Below are 15,044 nucleotides of genomic sequence, written 5' to 3'. Positions count from 1 at the left end.
GTTAGAGATTTTGCCAGTCAGCAGGTATGTACTTGTTTTCTGGACTAGGCATAGCCTTATTCTCTTGAGGTCTACTATAAATCACCACTGTATACTCGTCCAGCATCCACCCTCCCCATGCGCAGCATCACTTCACATTTTCACATCAAACTGTAGTGAACAATTTCGGCTGAACGATGGCAGATTTAGGATGATTTAGCTGAGGAAAAGCCAGATTTTCGGGAGATAACGCGATTAGTGTCGGTTCAAACGGCCTAAAGTCGGTTCAGGGTCGGTTCAAAAAATGAATTAATTAACTTATAAATCAACAAACTAAAATATTGAACCGACTGAACCTACTGAACCGACCCTTTTTTATTCCTCACGGAAGAATTTTACCTAATCACTAAGCTTTTGACTGACGTTCCAGGCTATCCATATAGTCGGCATACCACTGAAGCATTTCCCTGCGGCCATCCAGATACTGGGCATGATTGTAAGTACCACGAATGCTGTTTTTATCCACGTGTGCCAACTGTGTTTCTATCCACGCAGTATTAAACCCCTGTTCATGCAAAATGTACTCATAGTGTGCCTAAAACCGTGACCAGTGGCTTTACCATGATAACCAATACGTTTTATGACCTGATTAATACTGGCTTCGCTCATTGGCTTTAAGCTGTCATTACGACCGGGGAATACCAGTTTAAATCGCCCAGTAATCTCATGTAATTGACGTAGTAATGCCAAAACTTGCTCTGACAAGGGAACCAAGTGAGGACGACGCATTTTCATTCTGGCGGTGGGAACTTCCCAGACGGCTTTGTCCAAGTCAAATTCTAGCCACTCAGCAGCCCGTAGTTCAGTTGTACGAACACCAGTAAGCATAAGTAGCCGTGTTGCTATTCGAGTGACTGTACTGCCGCTATAGGCATTGAGAGCATTAAGGTATGTGGGAAGTTCGTTCGCTAAGAGGTGGGGGTAATGCGTGTGCTTCTGAACCGCCAGAGCGCCAGCTAGTTCACTTGCTGGATTGTTCTCTGCTCTGCCAGTTACGATTGCATAACGGAAAGTTTGGCTGCATGCCTGACGGATCTTACGCATTTTATCGAGGACGCCACGCTTTTCTAACTTACGTAGGGTTTCGAGAATTTCTAGAGGCTTGATTTCGGCAATTGGACGTTTACCAACGTAAGGGAATATGTCTTTTTCGAACGACTCCATTAAATCATCAGCATAACCTTTAGACCAATTGGGCCTTTTGTAGGCATGCCATTCTCTGGCTAGAGCTTCGAACGTGTTATCAATGCTGACTTTTCTGGTTTGTTTTTCTACTTTTTTTTCTTCACCTGGGTCGCCGCCCACTGCAAGTATACGCTTTGCCTCATCTCTTTTTGCTCTGGCTTCAGCAAGAGTGATATCAGGATAGACCCCAAATGCTAGCAATTTTTCTTTACCGGCGATCCGATACTTCAGCCGCCAACAACGTGAACCAGTAGTTTTTACTAACAAAAATAATCCACCTCCATCAGATAGCTTATAGGGCTTCTCTTTTGGCTTTGCAGTATCGACCTGTCGGGCGTTCAGTTTCATGTGGGGGTATCTCACTTCATTGAACCTAGACATACCCCCAATAGTACCCCCACTTTGTTGTTGATTGCAGTGGATGTAGGTAGACGTTGGGATGCTAGGAATTGTCAGAGAGGCTGATTATATAAGGGATTAGTAGACTTAGATAGACGTTAGAAGAGGTATAGATGGTACGCCCTACAGGATTCGAACCTGTGACCTACGGCTTAGAAGAACGTCGTAGTATATATAACTCATTGTAAATACTGGCCTAATCTGCATTCACAAGCGACATTATGGCTAACAGTGACATACCAGTGACACTTCTTCGACACTATAGATGCGTCACTAATATGTCACCCCACCTCAACAGGCATCCCTGCCAAATTATCCAAATCACTCCGGCGCAATCGGCCACTCAAGATCTGGCACCAGGGAAACATCGATGTTCTTCACTTTTACACGATACTGTTTCCATGCTTTCAAATCAGTGCGCAGTTTATCCGGTACAACATCATCGCTATCTTCCAGCCCTTCAATTTCATCTGACAATGCGCCTATCATGTCAGATGCATGAGACATGAGTGATGCTTTCTCAAGATTGGCTGCGGCAATAAGCGACTCTCTTGCATTCTCAATATCTTCAAGGGATGGGCCACTAGTTTCAACCCATTTACCACCCAACCACTCGCCAGTGTCTTCATTTGCAGTCGCGTTCTGATATTGCGCCTTGTAGTAACCGTTTCCCACTAAATCAGACGTCCAATTATCCGGGAGAATATTTCCAGATTCTCCAACGATAAAATCATTAACGTAGAAACCTTCTTCGGACAAAATATTTATAATAATCATTTATTCGTCCCTTATTGAATTGGTAATAACGTTGTAATGAAGAATATGGCCGAGTTAATGCCGTATATCTTAATGGCTCCATTTAGCTCAACTACAAGCCGAGGTGGTGACGAAAGCGAAGAAGATGGGCCCCAAACCAGCATTTGTATATCATGGACTAAAGGTCTAAAACCCTCCGGCAGTGTTGCGACTAATGTTCCGTCAGCTGTTGGCCCATTCTGAACCGATATATCGAGCTGTAGCATTCCCAATACTTTACGATATGCTGCTCGATACCCCGCAGCACTAAGAACTACCCATCCGTTTTGGAGTGTAAGAGCATTCCACGGCGTGCTAGCTACCTGCGCGGCACCAAAGGCATCAGCAACTATTCCTAGCGCTGATTGAGCGCCGGCTAAAGTATTAGCGCCAGTACCCCCGCCAGAAATTGGGATAGGGTTGGCTGAGTTCCAATCTTGATTAAAAGTAAATACCCTTGAACCGGCTGCCCCTACACACAGCAACTTATAAACTTTAAAGTTAGCCGCTGACCCAGTATCTGGTGTTAACTCCAATCCCATGCGTGGCCCAGCGGCGATATTAGAAATATAAATCACTCGAATGCTTACGCGAGTACCAGCGTTATAAGTCACTCCGGCCGGTGGGTTTACCCAAGTATTGTAACCGGTGACGTAATTCGCCCCTGATGTGAATGCGAAACTCTGCCAGTCAAAGTTCTGTATATCCGATTGATTTGGTAAACCAATTCCGAGCGGCCCAAGGTTTACACTAGCTGCCGCAGCAACCGCAACATCTCTTGCAGTAACGGCATCATTCTTCGCGGTGACTGCTGTGCCTGATGCTGTTGTTGCCGTCGTCGCTGCCCCTGTGGCTGTTGTTGCCGCAGTGCTGGCTGTTGTTGCGGAGTTTACCGCCGTTGTCTTTGCTGCTTGTGCCGCTGTATTCGCAGCAACAGCTTGGTCACGCGCCGTCTCAGCTCCAGCCACAACCTCGCCTGCATTATCTATCAGCTCTCTATTTGCATCAAACCACGTTTTTGAATCAGTAATCCACGACAGTGCAGGAATAACTACCTCAGTGCCGTCAGGTGCAATAATTGTGACATCGCCTGTGCCAGTTGTTATATTTTGCCAATCTTCAAGCAACTGCTGATATATAGCCAATTGCACGGCGGTACGCCGCGCTAAATCTGACATTGAATTTGATACAGTCGTAACAATTGCATATTCAGAATTGGTGATTGCTGATGATATATTCTTCGTTACTCTTATTTTAGTATCGCTATCGACAGCGAGTATTTCATATATAACAACCTGACCCGAGCCTGGTACAAAAATCATTTGTCCCGAAGCAATGCCAAATATAGAATTATTCCATAGCGTGCCTGTTCCGGTAATCACATTTGTCCCAGCTATGGACGTGACTGTACCTGCCTCATACCAAGACATATTGTATCCCCATTAAGTTATTTGTTAAGCGTAGCCGAGTGAAGCTTTATAATATTGGTCGTACAGTGCTGTTTCTATATAGGGGCAACCCTTTGAAAATCCATCAGGACCACCCCCACCTCCGGCGTTCTGCGATATCTGTCTAAAAACTGGAGTGATGATGCCGGACGAAAAACCTGTGAAGCAAAACAGGAAAATAAGTATGGTCGGTGGGTTTGTCCCCGGAATACCTTGGGTTAGCTGCCTCGCTACTGAACAAATTGTGGCGCATGGCGCTGTAGGCGCGGGTGTGGTCAGTTGCGGACGTTCCCAAAACTTGATATCCAATGGCAGGCAGTTCCCTGTATAAACCATCTGATTGTTTTTGTAGAAGTAAATTCCCCACTCTGGGATGTTAGCTACGAACTCTGAGAAAACGTAGAATCGCATGGTATGAACTAAGCCAGCTGTCCCCGCTACGGTGTGTACCCTCCAATATCCATTGGGGCCCTGTTCGGCATAGTGTAGAACGCCGCCACTGGCACCAGATTGACTGCCGGTAGATAGCATTTTATGGAAGACAAAGCACTTCTTAGCGTTCGGAACAATAGTATCGTAATAGTATTGAGCGGATACATCCCCAGTATAGTCTGCCGACCTGTCCATAACCTGTACTAATACAGTGGGCGTGAATTCTGGGGAAGCGAATATCACCCCATCATCACGCGTTATTTGCATGCCAAATTCAGCCATTACACCACCCACACGATAACGGAATTACCGGCGGCGTTAGACCACGTTACCGTGCTACCGGAAACTGTCACTACTGCCTCAGTAGCGAATGACCCCGCCGTTGTGAAGTACGCTTTAGCTCTAAGGCTCTTCCCTGCAGGGACGGTATACGACCGCGAGCCACTAGCGCTACCCACAAAATAATCCATCATATAAGCGGGCAGAAAAGCATTAATAACATCAAACGTTCCACCCGGCATAAATAACTGAGCGCCCCATGTAGACATAGTTACACCACCCGTTTTTTCCCAATAACGACGACGACTTGATTGCTTTCATTAAATACAGTGATTCGGTTATTAACCAAACTCAGTCTCCCTTCACCCGCAACAGCACCATTCATTTCAAATGAACCATCCGCAGCCATTCGCGTTCCCGTTTGACCAGAAACAAAGTTGGCTGATTTCCATTCGCCAATTTTTGCCAGGGTAATTGAGGCGTAATTAATGAATGCTTCGTTAATAAACGTCTGTCCATTCTCTATTGCAAATGCAAGTTTATAACTGTTATCGTTAGGGTTATAAATACCGAAAGTATTTGCGGAGAATAAAACCTGACTAGTCCAATTGGCTCCATCAAATTCAACGCCTATAGCCATGCCAGCCGATTTATAAACTCCGTTGAATTCCGCTCCAACTTTAAGCGTAGTGATTGCGCTTCCCGTGCCGTCAACATTAACAATTGTTTCCGCTCGTCGTTCAATGGCTGCCGAGTTTTCACCAACTTGTGATTGAACACCTTCAATTATTGTTGCTGTTGCTGCAAGTTCAGTAATAACTGTTTGTCGTATATCGAATATCTCAGCTCTGAAATCACCGTTTTGTTTCTTCCAGCGATGAACATCAGCATCATTAGCCAAGGCATTTTCAATAATTGCTTCAGCATTCATATCCAGATCGGATGACAGTTGCCCGAAGGTTTCCGAACCCTTTATGGCCTGGTCGATATAATCAATCATGCCGGGAATATCTGACGATGACACGCCAGAGGATTCAACAAAATCAGAAACACCAAACGCATTACGAGTTCTAACGTAAACATAATAAGTCGTGTCAGCTTTGAGTCCGTTCAGCGTCCATTGAGTTGAGCGCCCTAAAAACTGAGCCTCATTCTCTATATTTGCCGCGCTAGATGCTGGTATTTCTCCTGTCCACCAAAACTCAAAGGTAGTATCTGTTGTGGCTGTAATATTCATTACCGGCACAACATCAGCAGAAAATATCCCAGGAGTCCATCTAACAGAAGATGGCATGGGGGGCGCACCAATGAGCAAGCTAACCTGTGTTTCAGCCCCTTTCATACCGTTATCATTACGCCCACGAACACCAAGAGAATATGTTCCGGCTGGGATGCCAAAAAAATCATAGCGGAATTGATCTGTTTCGTACTGAGCGAAAACTTTTCCATCCAGGGTATAAACCAACAACTCAAACACAAGCTTTCTGGTTGTAGTGGCTGTTTCCCACGAAGCGCTTACTTGAACAGTTTCACTGTTTGTATTGATTACCCGAAGGTTCTCGATATTTGGAACGCGATAGCCATTTAGCGTATCGGAAGGGACATCAAATACGGCCCCTTCGTCAACGATGGCTTGCTTGTTGGGGTTATGCAACGTTGCAGATATGCTGTAGATAGAGCTATTTTCATCTTCAGAAACACCCATTATGCGAAATAGCCGCGTAGATACTTCACTGGTTGAAATTGCAAACGTAGTGCCATCTCTAACCCATGCTGGAGCTACTTTCAGCGTGATAGCAGAACCATTAACTGAGGCAATTTCATATTTAGTGAATTTCGCGTTAGCTCCCATGATAGACATGGTGTCACCATTGCCGGCCAATGCAGACACATCGGCATCAACATTGATCACTACACCGCTGTGACTAACTATGCGCCCACCGAGTCTGGTTGCTGCTCTGTTGTTATCCATTAACTCAACGATGTCGCCTGGGATGAAACCGATACCATCCCGCGCCATACGAAACGTTACTTTGTCCTTTTCAAGCTTGGCGCTTTCAACTAGCCATCTTGCTGTTCTACGGGCCTGCCCGCGTGATGTACAGCCAAAGGCTTCAATTGTGGTCTCGTTGTATGCACCACTGCTGCTGATCATCTCATCATCAGAGTAGTATTCCTTCACTTGCTCCCAGCCGTTATTTGGGTCAGTCCATGACACGACAACCGCGTTGTAACGCTCTGACCGCTTCATTGCGCTATAAGTGAATAGCCCATCAACGACGCTGGCATTCGTTACAACGGCTACCGGATCTTGTGGCCGGTCTATCATGATGGAAAAGCGCATGCCATCCCACAAAGCGATGCCGCGGAACATGCCTGCAATATCATCCAGCAGCTCACGCGCGCTTTTCTGCTCGGTGATATATGCGTTCAAGGTAAAGCGCGGCTCTTCTCCACCGAAACCATCTTCAACTTTTTGATCACAAAATTGGGATAATACATACAGACTGCCGTCATCAACATCGATGTACCCAGCGCGACGAGCCAGCCCATAGCGCGTATTTTTAACCAACATACGGAATATCCACGCAGGGTTATTGGTCCATGCTGATTTGAAACCACCTAACCAAAGCCCGGTATATGTGCGGGTTATCGGGTCGTAATTATCGGGGACATCAACAATTATGCCTCTTAAATGAGAGGTTCGATTTGGTGTATCGGTGTACTGATCTCGGTCAATTACGGCACCACAAACAGCGGTGTATGGGTAAGAAAGATTATCGTCAATAATTTCAGTGTAGCTATTCCACACCGTGCCATTATTTAGAAGGTCACTTGTGCTATCTGGAGTAACGCGGCGCACGCGAATATCAAATGGCTTGGTCTCTGGGGCATCAATAACATGAGCTTCTAGATATTCGCCTGAAATCTTACCCGTTATTGTTACCGTTCTTGCCGGAGTAAATGCACCATTGCCAATCCTTGTCTCAATAATCATCGTTACTGAGGTGTTTTTTTGATTACCCTGCGAATCCTGTTCCACCAAAGCATTAACGCCCACATTAAGCCGGACGCGAGTCACGTTATTGTCAGTCACCGTGCGCACTAGTGGGGTAGCCTGTGTCACGTCTGTATTAACGATAGTGGTGGACTCAATAGCTGAAAAGCCATTGATAGGCTGTTGTGTCGCTGACCCAGGTCGCCAAGCAACACTCACACCAGGAACGCTGACTACACCGGTGTTATTGGTAATTGGCGTTTTATTCAGTCTGAAGGAGGAAAGGTGCTCTTGATCCACCGGACCGTAAATCGGCCCCTCAGAAATAATGTCCAGAACGCGATAGAACTGCTTTGACGTGAGGTTGTCATTAACTAGTGTTGGCGTACTTCCGCCACCGCCGCCTGAACTCATATTTTCACCTTAGCTAATAGAGATGTTCCAGTCTTTGTTATTGCTGGTATCAATACCGAGCGAACCCACGTTTGAACCAACCACCATTTCACCCAGCAGCAATGGAACAGGTCGACCCTGTCCAACTTTGTTTTCAGCGCTGGTGAATGAGTTATTCGTTATCGTTCCGCTTTGTGCAGACTCGGCAGACGTCTTGGTTTTCATGTTCGAGGTCATATAGAGAGAATAGGCTACAGAGGCCACGGTAACGGCTATCATCGTCCATACGGCCCATGCAGCAGGCAACGCAACAGCCCCTTCTACAATCGGAACAAACAAAACTGTAGCGCCATCCCTTAAGTGCCTATCCATATGAAAACTAAGCGTGTCATTGGAAACGTCATTACCATCGACCCGCATTCGAATTTTTGATTTATAGAAGTCACGTTTGAATTCAGGACATTGAGCGAGAAGAAGGCGCAACCCCTGCGAAGTGGTATCAACTTTTAAAGTGACCTGGCGGAAATGTCGTCGAAGATTCCCCGCAAATCTAAAGATGAGCATTGTTCATGCCTCCAGATTGAATGAGTAAGGCGCAAATAAGCTGGTCGTAGTTGTTCTCGACGGCTTAGGCGTCCGATGTTTTCATGATGAAGAATGGTGTTATCACCGAGGTAAATCATGGCGTGGCAAGGGTCGGTTTCAGGGAATGCACGCCGGATAAGCACATCACCTGGCTGAATATCTTGCATCTCAACCGGATGAAATCTATTGGCCGGCATGTTTTTCAAGTAAAGGTTTTCTCCTCGAAGCCACCAACCGTTAGTACGTTCAAAATCAGGTAAATCGATACCGCATAAGTGGTAGGCATCACGAAATAGTGTGTAGCAGTCCATAACCCCATGAGCGAAGTTTCGCCCCAGCAAATACGCTACTGGCCTGAATTTTCGTAGCTGCCCTCCGCTCGCTAACCACCATTCAATTCCTGTTGCCAGTTGGCCGGTTCGGTCTGCGCCAGATAGCACTAACTTTCGCCCTGGGTGAGAATGAAAAACGGCGGTGATTTCTCCCGCCGCCTCAGCATTCAACCAGTCATCATCACTTATCCTGAAATGTCGCTTTGGGTCTGGGTGAATATTTCGACATCTGACTAATAACTCATTGCCTACTATCAGGCCGCAAACCTCTTCATCAGACGAGGCGGCGAACTCAAGGCATTCATTCTCAAGCATCAGGACACCTTAGCTGATCCGGGGAAACCGCCGAAAGGTAGCGAAGAAGGTTTCGGAAAGCGCTTACGGCACCCTGATGGATGCTTGGAGCACTTATCTTTTGACGGGTCAGTAGTTGGATTGTCTTTGTCATCGGCAACTGGCGGTCCCGAGTATCCACAGCCATCACCGCGATATATCCACTGACAAACGTCAGCCAGAATGGTTCTAGCCGGGATAATGGCATTGTCGCAGTCAACCGGAGTGGCGAGGTTGTATGTCACTGTCTCGAAAGTCTCCTCCGCCATTTCTTCAATCACGTAGCGGGAAACGGCTTCCATCGTGGTATCCGCATCTGGATTTCCACCAGGAAAATTAACCGCATCGAGATTTTTAACCAGAACCTGCCGCCGCGTCACTACTGCACCCAATGCATCATCAAAGTCGCTGTTAATACCAGTGATTAAGCCGGTGATGTTGGCAACCTTCATTGTTGGCCGCGAGTAAGTCCCTTCTGACTTAACTTCAAACCCTTCAACCGCTATTGGATAGGCCGAGTATTGCCTACCTTTCCAAAAGACATCACCGTAATAACCGTTGGTTCCAGAGTGGAAACGGATAACATCACCGCCGAATGACTGCAAATCAACCTCGAACAGGTCAATCATTGCGCCAACGCCAGCATCAACGCTCGCAATAATGAGTTCTGCTGGTATATCTCTCATCGTGGCACCTGCTCAAACGTGCATGACAATTCAAATACTGGGCCGGTCTTTTTCATTGACCACGAACGACACACGTAAAGCGCCCGGACTCCGGTATCTAATGGTGTCCAATAGAACGATTCGACCGCCATTCTCGCCTTAATGAATGCTTCTGCTTGCTTTGCTACATTCGGTTTATTGCATTGCCCGTCAGTTCCCATAAACGTCAGGGAATAGCTATCCATCAGCGGATTAATGCCTTTAACTTGCCGCTGTTCGTAACCATCGCCAAGTTTAACGACGGCTACATTTGGCGCGCGGGAAGCCGTGAAGCCTTTTTGTGGGCTCCATGTGAATGTTTCTGGCATGGGACACTCCGGATAATAAAAAACCCGCCGGAGCGGGTTAGTATTTTGGTACAGGAAGAACTTAAATTTCTGATGCCAGTTCTTTTAATTGCTTCTTGGCTTGCTCGAAAATTCTCTGCTCAATTACAGCAAGTGAAGCCTCTTTATCTAAAGGGATATCCACGTGCACCACGATGCTTTGACTGTGGTTTTCATACAAGAAAGTCACCTTCCCTAATATTCCAGCGCCGTTCATATTGTCGTACGCAGTGATATTTTCTATGTCGTAATCCATTTTATACTCCTGTTGAAAGGTGAAACTTACCTTAGATTATTCTAACGAACTTTCCTCGGCTGAAGAAAACCTCCCGGCCTAGAACTTTGGTCTTTCATCTGGAAAATGGCAACCTGCTTCATCATTGTAGCCATCTTGCTCATTGTGGCGTCATCAATGCCGTTAGTCGTCGTGATGTGGAAATTAACCTCTTGCTGTACAACAGTTCCGCCCCCACCACTCCCTCCCTGCATATCCTTATTGCTGATGACCTTGCCATTGTCGCCGGGGATCATGTATTGCTTGCCGTTGGATGCTTTAAGTAGCTCTGGTTCCCCGCCCTCCCCGACTTGGTACATGGAGTCAGCATTTACAGGGCCGCCGTTTTTACGCGCGCCAGCCAAGGCCAGCCCCTTAGACGCGGCAAGCGCTGTGCCATAAGCAGTGGTACCAACTGTAGAAGCTCCCCCCATTGTCGCGATAGAGGCACTCACTGCCGCGGGAGCCCATGCCGCCGCCGCTGCGGTTGCCTGTGCCGCAGTTGCAGCCAGAGCAGCAGTGGCCGCCGCCTGCCCCATAATCATATTCTTGACCTGCTGCATACCCATTTGGACTAATGCATTAACACCCTCTTGGATTATTGTTGCGGCAAGGTTCTTCATGGCCTCTTCTGCTGACTGAGTACCGGTAAGAAGCCCGGTCAGCATATTGGTTGTGCGCTGGCCTAAAGCATCAATGGAGCTAGCCAGGTATTGGTTGGATTGGCTCTGGTTTCTCCAGATATCCCACTGAGCAGCTAGTCGAGCTTGCTCGTACTGGGTATTTGCTGCATTGCGTAGAGATAGCGCCTGCTGCTCAGTTAATGTTTTGTCCTCTTCAAACTTCTGAATCAGTGCTAACTTTTGAGCATTCTCATTAGCTAACGCCTGCACAGGGTCAACTAATGCGGCATTTTGCTGTTGTGGAGATACAGAACTTGCAGCTGATGCCTCAGCAATGGCTTTGGAGTAATTAGCAGCTATTTGAGCTCGTCTCTGTTGAGATTGCTCGAATGAAACATTCCCCGCCGCAAGCTGCCGATCCAACTGTGATAAATCCAACTTACGTTGCTGCTCGGCCTTGGCGACACTATCAGCATCAATTGCAGCCTTTTTATCAGCCATGCGTTGTTGGATATCAAATATCTGTCCGGCTTGTTGCGTAGCTTGTTGGATCTGCTGCTGAGAAGCGCCAGCACCCAAGTCTTGAACAGCTGCGAGTTGTGCGGCTTCGCGATTGAGTCCTTTCGTCTTTAACTCGGCAACTGCCATTTCATTGCTTAAATCTTGCAATGATTTAACCCGGCGTTTCTCTGCCGCTTCGGCGGCGGTTTCTTCCTTCGTCGCCGCGGCTGTTTCCTTCTTGGTATTCTTTTTAGCTTCACCTAAGTTGTATTCTTCAATAGCTAAATCTTGGGTTCGCTGAATTACTCTATCATCAGTTTCCCCGGCATCTTCAGCAGCATACTGCGCTTGCAGTTTAGCCTTTTCTACCCCCTCCGCCTTCGCTAAAGCAACTCGGCGTTCAGCAGCTTTAATCAGAACTTTCGACTTATCACTTAATGGTTTCATTAAGTTAATTTGCCCGTTATAACCAGAGACAGCATCAGCGGATAAACTAAATGCATGTGCAACAGCATTCTGCACGCCAGCAAGCACCCCGCCACGGCTAATAGCAGAATCTGTTGCTGTGATGTTATTTTGCATGGTGACTAGATATTGCTGAGTGATGATATCTAGGTTTTTTTGAGTGCCAGATAACCGACCTTTGGCGTTTTCAAGTTCTGCCGATTTTATTGCTACAGCATTTTCAGCTTCAGCAACTCGGCCCAATACTTTTGAATATTCTTCAGTCCCTGTATCGCCAATAGCATCAAGCGCGTTTCTACGCGCCAATTGTACTGATAATGAATCGTTCAGCTTTTTAAGCTCACCGTCCAGTTCACTGACAGCATCTTTCTGTGTCTCTATTGATTTAGCAGCCTCAGCCATAGTGCCGCGCAATTGCGTAGCACTCATCTGATTCATCTTTTCAATAACACCATCTAATGAATTGGCAAATTTAACCGCTTCTGCTTTCGCTTCTTCTGTTTTTTGATACCAATAGTAGATAGCTGCTGCCGCAAGCATTATGACGCCGCCAGGGCCACCTAATAGTGAATAGACAGAACTAAGCGCACTAATGGCTACTTGTTTAGCTCTAGCCGCTACCGTTGCCGCAGCGGTGGCTAGTGTGAATCTTTCTGTAGCAACTACAACCGCATTTGTAGTTACCGCTTGCTTAGCCTCTGCTGTAGATGCCGCAGTTGCCGCCGTAGCCCTATTGGCCTGCGCTGCTGTTAATGCATCATCAGCCATGATCAACCGATCAACAGCACCTTGCCTTTTAGCGTCCAGCGCCATTTGCTCGGCGGCTAATTTTGCCTCCAACACACCACGAGACTTAATTGATGCCTGTAAATAATCTTCTGCAACAGCCCTTGCTTCTACTGTTGTGGCTGACTTGATATTCGCTCTTGAACTGGCTTCGACAGATTTAACGTACTCAATCTCTGTCATGGTTTGTGCGATGGTTTTTTCACTGAGCAAAATGGTGGCATTGCCACGCTCAACAGCAGTTTCCATTGCTGTGACGTTGGCTTTCGCGGTGGCAACGGCAGCATCGGCAGCAGCTAAATCACTCTTGGCCTTTGCTGATGCTGATGCGGTGGCCTTATCCTCTGCATTGGCCCTAAAAAGCACATCTTTAGCGAGTTCAAGCTCGCTTATTGCTGCTTTTGAATTGGCGGCTACTTTCTCAATGACAGCTTTTGATGAGTTACCAATTGAATTTAAATACTTACCCAACATAACCGATGCAGCGGACCCAAGAGCAACAGTTACCGCGTCCAAGTTTTCACTTAGGGTTACCAGAACTCCGTTGAATACAGATACAGATGATTTAACTGTTGCAGACTCACCGACAAACTTAGTGACGTTGTTGGTCGCAATCTGCATTGATTGCCCAATTGTTGCTGTCGTTTTCGCAAACTCAGCCTCTACAGCAGGAGCCATCTGTTTAAATGCGGTGATCAGGACATTAGTTGTTAACTTGCCCTCTGCCGCCATTGCGCGTAATTGCCCGATGTTAACACCTAGGGAATCTGCAAGCCCTTTCATTAATGCCGGTGCTTGTTCACTCATTGAATTGAATTCTTGCCCTCGCAATACACCGGATGCTAACGCTTGCGATAGCTGAACCAATGCCCCCGACGATTCTGAAGCGGTAGCACCTGATATAGTCATTGCCTTGGATATGGTACTGGTAATATCACCCAGCTCAGCACCACTCATTCCAGTGCTTCTCATTGCACGTTCTAATCGAGAATAAAGAGTTGCGATACTATCCAGACTTGAGCGGCTGTTCTGGGCAATATCGAAAACACGTTGATTAACCTCAGCAAGGGTCTCACCTGTTTTTATTGCGTTAACCAGTTTGTTATTGAGTACCGTCCATGACTCTGCGTAATCAGCGATAGCTTTGACTGATAATGCGGTAGTTAATGCTCCGGCGACTTTGCTTAATGAAAAAAATGATTTTTCGGTATTATTGGCTGATTTAGATGTTGAATCGAAATTGCGCTCCAGTTTATCAAGCCGTCCACTTACCTGCTGCTGAGCTAATATTAGTTGCCCGACTTCCATTTGAACCTGATAGACAATGCTCCCTATCTCTTTTTCATCCGCCATTTTTCGCTAGCCTCGCCTTTTCTTGAGCAATTAAACGTTCCTGGAGGCGATCATCTGCATCCATGATTTCATCGTATTCTTCGCGGGTGAAACCTTTCTCTTCTGGATATTTAGCCTTGAGTAATAACTGGAACTCGGTCATCGTTAACTGTTCAGCTTCGTCGCGGGGCATGTTGAAATGAATTCTTGCTGAGTTGATGTAATCCATTGCGTTAAATTCAGCGCTGTATTCATTCTTGCCTTCATTTTTTTGCAGCTTTCTTATTTTTGCTTTACCGATAACTCCGTGCTCAATTAATTCTCTAGCAATAGTAATAACGACTTCTTTTGATATTTTACCTGGGCGATAAACAATGCAATTTCTCCACCCCTTAAATTCACCCACAAGCGCCGTTACCGGGCTATCACAACAAGCCTCGATAACCATTACAGCGGAGGCAAGAATATGATCTGAGCATTGTTTAATGGCCTTACTTGGCATTGCCGATGCAGGAATGTTGGCATTTATTGCAGGTGTTAATACCTGATTCAATTCAGAACCATTCAACACTGCGTATGTTTCGACAATCTCAGTGGCTGCACCGATTCTTGTCATGTTCTTTAATGATGGACGGAAGAAGTAATCTTGTTTTTGCTCCATATCAGACAGGAGCATTTCGCCAATATCAAGCATCGGTGTCATTGGGGATCCTGAGATTTATGTAATAAAAAACCCCGCGGTGGCGGGGTTCATTGAATATTTATTTCAGTAGTTATTTTTTTTCGATTCTTCC

12 protein-coding genes and 1 pseudogene are annotated in these 15,044 nt (G+C 46.4%); all 13 read right to left on the bottom strand.

Translation table 11 applies throughout. From position 1 onward, the window contains the following. Positions 1–385: 385 nt before the first annotated feature. The 13 genes and pseudogenes from V2A85_RS16520 to V2A85_RS16460 all read right to left on the bottom strand — a co-directional run bounded on the left by V2A85_RS16520 (position 386) and on the right by V2A85_RS16460 (position 14,953). Positions 386–1,572, bottom strand: a pseudogene (locus tag V2A85_RS16520) (tyrosine-type recombinase/integrase). Positions 1,573–1,944: 372 nt separating this feature from the next. Further along, positions 1,945–2,397 carry a tail fiber assembly protein gene (locus V2A85_RS16515; protein ID WP_420071870.1) on the bottom strand — a complete coding sequence of 151 codons (453 nt, stop codon included), beginning with the start codon at positions 2,395–2,397 and terminating at the stop codon, positions 1,945–1,947. A 14-nt stretch (positions 2,398–2,411) separates the two neighbouring features. Beyond that, positions 2,412–3,848: a hypothetical protein gene (locus tag V2A85_RS16510; RefSeq protein WP_420071869.1), complete on the bottom strand. Its 1,437-nt coding sequence runs from the start codon at positions 3,846–3,848 to the stop codon at positions 2,412–2,414. Positions 3,849–3,872: 24 nt separating this feature from the next. After that, the gene (locus V2A85_RS16505) at positions 3,873–4,580 is read right to left on the bottom strand and encodes a hypothetical protein (protein WP_420071868.1); all 708 of its coding nucleotides are present in this window, start codon (positions 4,578–4,580) and stop codon (positions 3,873–3,875) included. Then, positions 4,580–4,846 (bottom strand): hypothetical protein, encoded by a 267-nt coding sequence (locus tag V2A85_RS16500; RefSeq protein WP_420071867.1) that lies wholly within the window; start codon positions 4,844–4,846, stop codon positions 4,580–4,582. Before V2A85_RS16500 ends, V2A85_RS16505 begins: the two co-directional genes overlap by 1 nt. A gap of 2 nt (positions 4,847–4,848) precedes the next feature. Next, a complete protein-coding gene (locus V2A85_RS16495; protein WP_420071866.1) occupies positions 4,849–7,989 on the bottom strand; it encodes a host specificity protein J in 3,141 nt (1,046 codons plus the stop codon). A 9-nt stretch (positions 7,990–7,998) separates the two neighbouring features. After that, a complete protein-coding gene (locus V2A85_RS16490; protein WP_420071865.1) occupies positions 7,999–8,532 on the bottom strand; it encodes a tail assembly protein in 534 nt (177 codons plus the stop codon). Further along, a complete protein-coding gene (locus V2A85_RS16485; RefSeq protein WP_420071864.1) occupies positions 8,475–9,200 on the bottom strand; it encodes a C40 family peptidase in 726 nt (241 codons plus the stop codon). The genes V2A85_RS16490 and V2A85_RS16485 overlap by 58 nt, the downstream gene beginning before the upstream one ends. Then, complete coding sequence (locus tag V2A85_RS16480; RefSeq protein WP_420071863.1) at positions 9,200–9,904, bottom strand: phage minor tail protein L; 705 nt, start codon at positions 9,902–9,904, stop codon at positions 9,200–9,202. Before V2A85_RS16480 ends, V2A85_RS16485 begins: the two co-directional genes overlap by 1 nt. After that, complete coding sequence (locus V2A85_RS16475) at positions 9,901–10,251, bottom strand: phage tail protein (RefSeq protein ID WP_420071862.1); 351 nt, start codon at positions 10,249–10,251, stop codon at positions 9,901–9,903. The genes V2A85_RS16480 and V2A85_RS16475 overlap by 4 nt, the downstream gene beginning before the upstream one ends. A gap of 61 nt (positions 10,252–10,312) precedes the next feature. Beyond that, positions 10,313–10,525, bottom strand: a complete 213-nt coding sequence (locus V2A85_RS16470) for a hypothetical protein (protein WP_050322451.1) — start codon at positions 10,523–10,525, stop codon at positions 10,313–10,315. A gap of 41 nt (positions 10,526–10,566) precedes the next feature. Then, positions 10,567–14,271 carry a tape measure protein gene (locus V2A85_RS16465; protein ID WP_420071861.1) on the bottom strand — a complete coding sequence of 1,235 codons (3,705 nt, stop codon included), beginning with the start codon at positions 14,269–14,271 and terminating at the stop codon, positions 10,567–10,569. Next, positions 14,261–14,953, bottom strand: a complete 693-nt coding sequence (locus V2A85_RS16460; protein WP_420071860.1) for a DUF6246 family protein — start codon at positions 14,951–14,953, stop codon at positions 14,261–14,263. Before V2A85_RS16460 ends, V2A85_RS16465 begins: the two co-directional genes overlap by 11 nt. Between the last annotated feature and the right edge of the window lie 91 nt (positions 14,954–15,044).

It is taken from the genome of Yersinia sp. 1252 StPb PI, assembly GCF_048593885.1.
Classification (GTDB): Bacteria; Pseudomonadota; Gammaproteobacteria; order Enterobacterales; family Enterobacteriaceae; genus Yersinia; species Yersinia enterocolitica_E.
The sequence above is the reverse complement of the archived record's forward strand: the minus strand, read 5'-3'. Positions and strand labels throughout refer to the sequence as shown.

Coding starts and splice junctions, on each gene's coding strand:
- V2A85_RS16510 (WP_420071869.1), bottom strand. CDS start 3,848: ATGTCTTGGTATGAGGCAGGTACAGTCACGTCCATAGCTGGGACAAAT.
- V2A85_RS16505 (WP_420071868.1), bottom strand. CDS start 4,580: ATGGCTGAATTTGGCATGCAAATAACGCGTGATGATGGGGTGATATTC.
- V2A85_RS16500 (WP_420071867.1), bottom strand. CDS start 4,846: ATGTCTACATGGGGCGCTCAGTTATTTATGCCGGGTGGAACGTTTGAT.
- V2A85_RS16495 (WP_420071866.1), bottom strand. CDS start 7,989: ATGAGTTCAGGCGGCGGTGGCGGAAGTACGCCAACACTAGTTAATGAC.
- V2A85_RS16490 (WP_420071865.1), bottom strand. CDS start 8,532: ATGCTCATCTTTAGATTTGCGGGGAATCTTCGACGACATTTCCGCCAG.
- V2A85_RS16485 (WP_420071864.1), bottom strand. CDS start 9,200: ATGCTTGAGAATGAATGCCTTGAGTTCGCCGCCTCGTCTGATGAAGAG.
- V2A85_RS16480 (WP_420071863.1), bottom strand. CDS start 9,904: ATGAGAGATATACCAGCAGAACTCATTATTGCGAGCGTTGATGCTGGC.
- V2A85_RS16475 (WP_420071862.1), bottom strand. CDS start 10,251: ATGCCAGAAACATTCACATGGAGCCCACAAAAAGGCTTCACGGCTTCC.
- V2A85_RS16470 (WP_050322451.1), bottom strand. CDS start 10,525: ATGGATTACGACATAGAAAATATCACTGCGTACGACAATATGAACGGC.
- V2A85_RS16465 (WP_420071861.1), bottom strand. CDS start 14,271: ATGGCGGATGAAAAAGAGATAGGGAGCATTGTCTATCAGGTTCAAATG.
- V2A85_RS16460 (WP_420071860.1), bottom strand. CDS start 14,953: ATGACACCGATGCTTGATATTGGCGAAATGCTCCTGTCTGATATGGAG.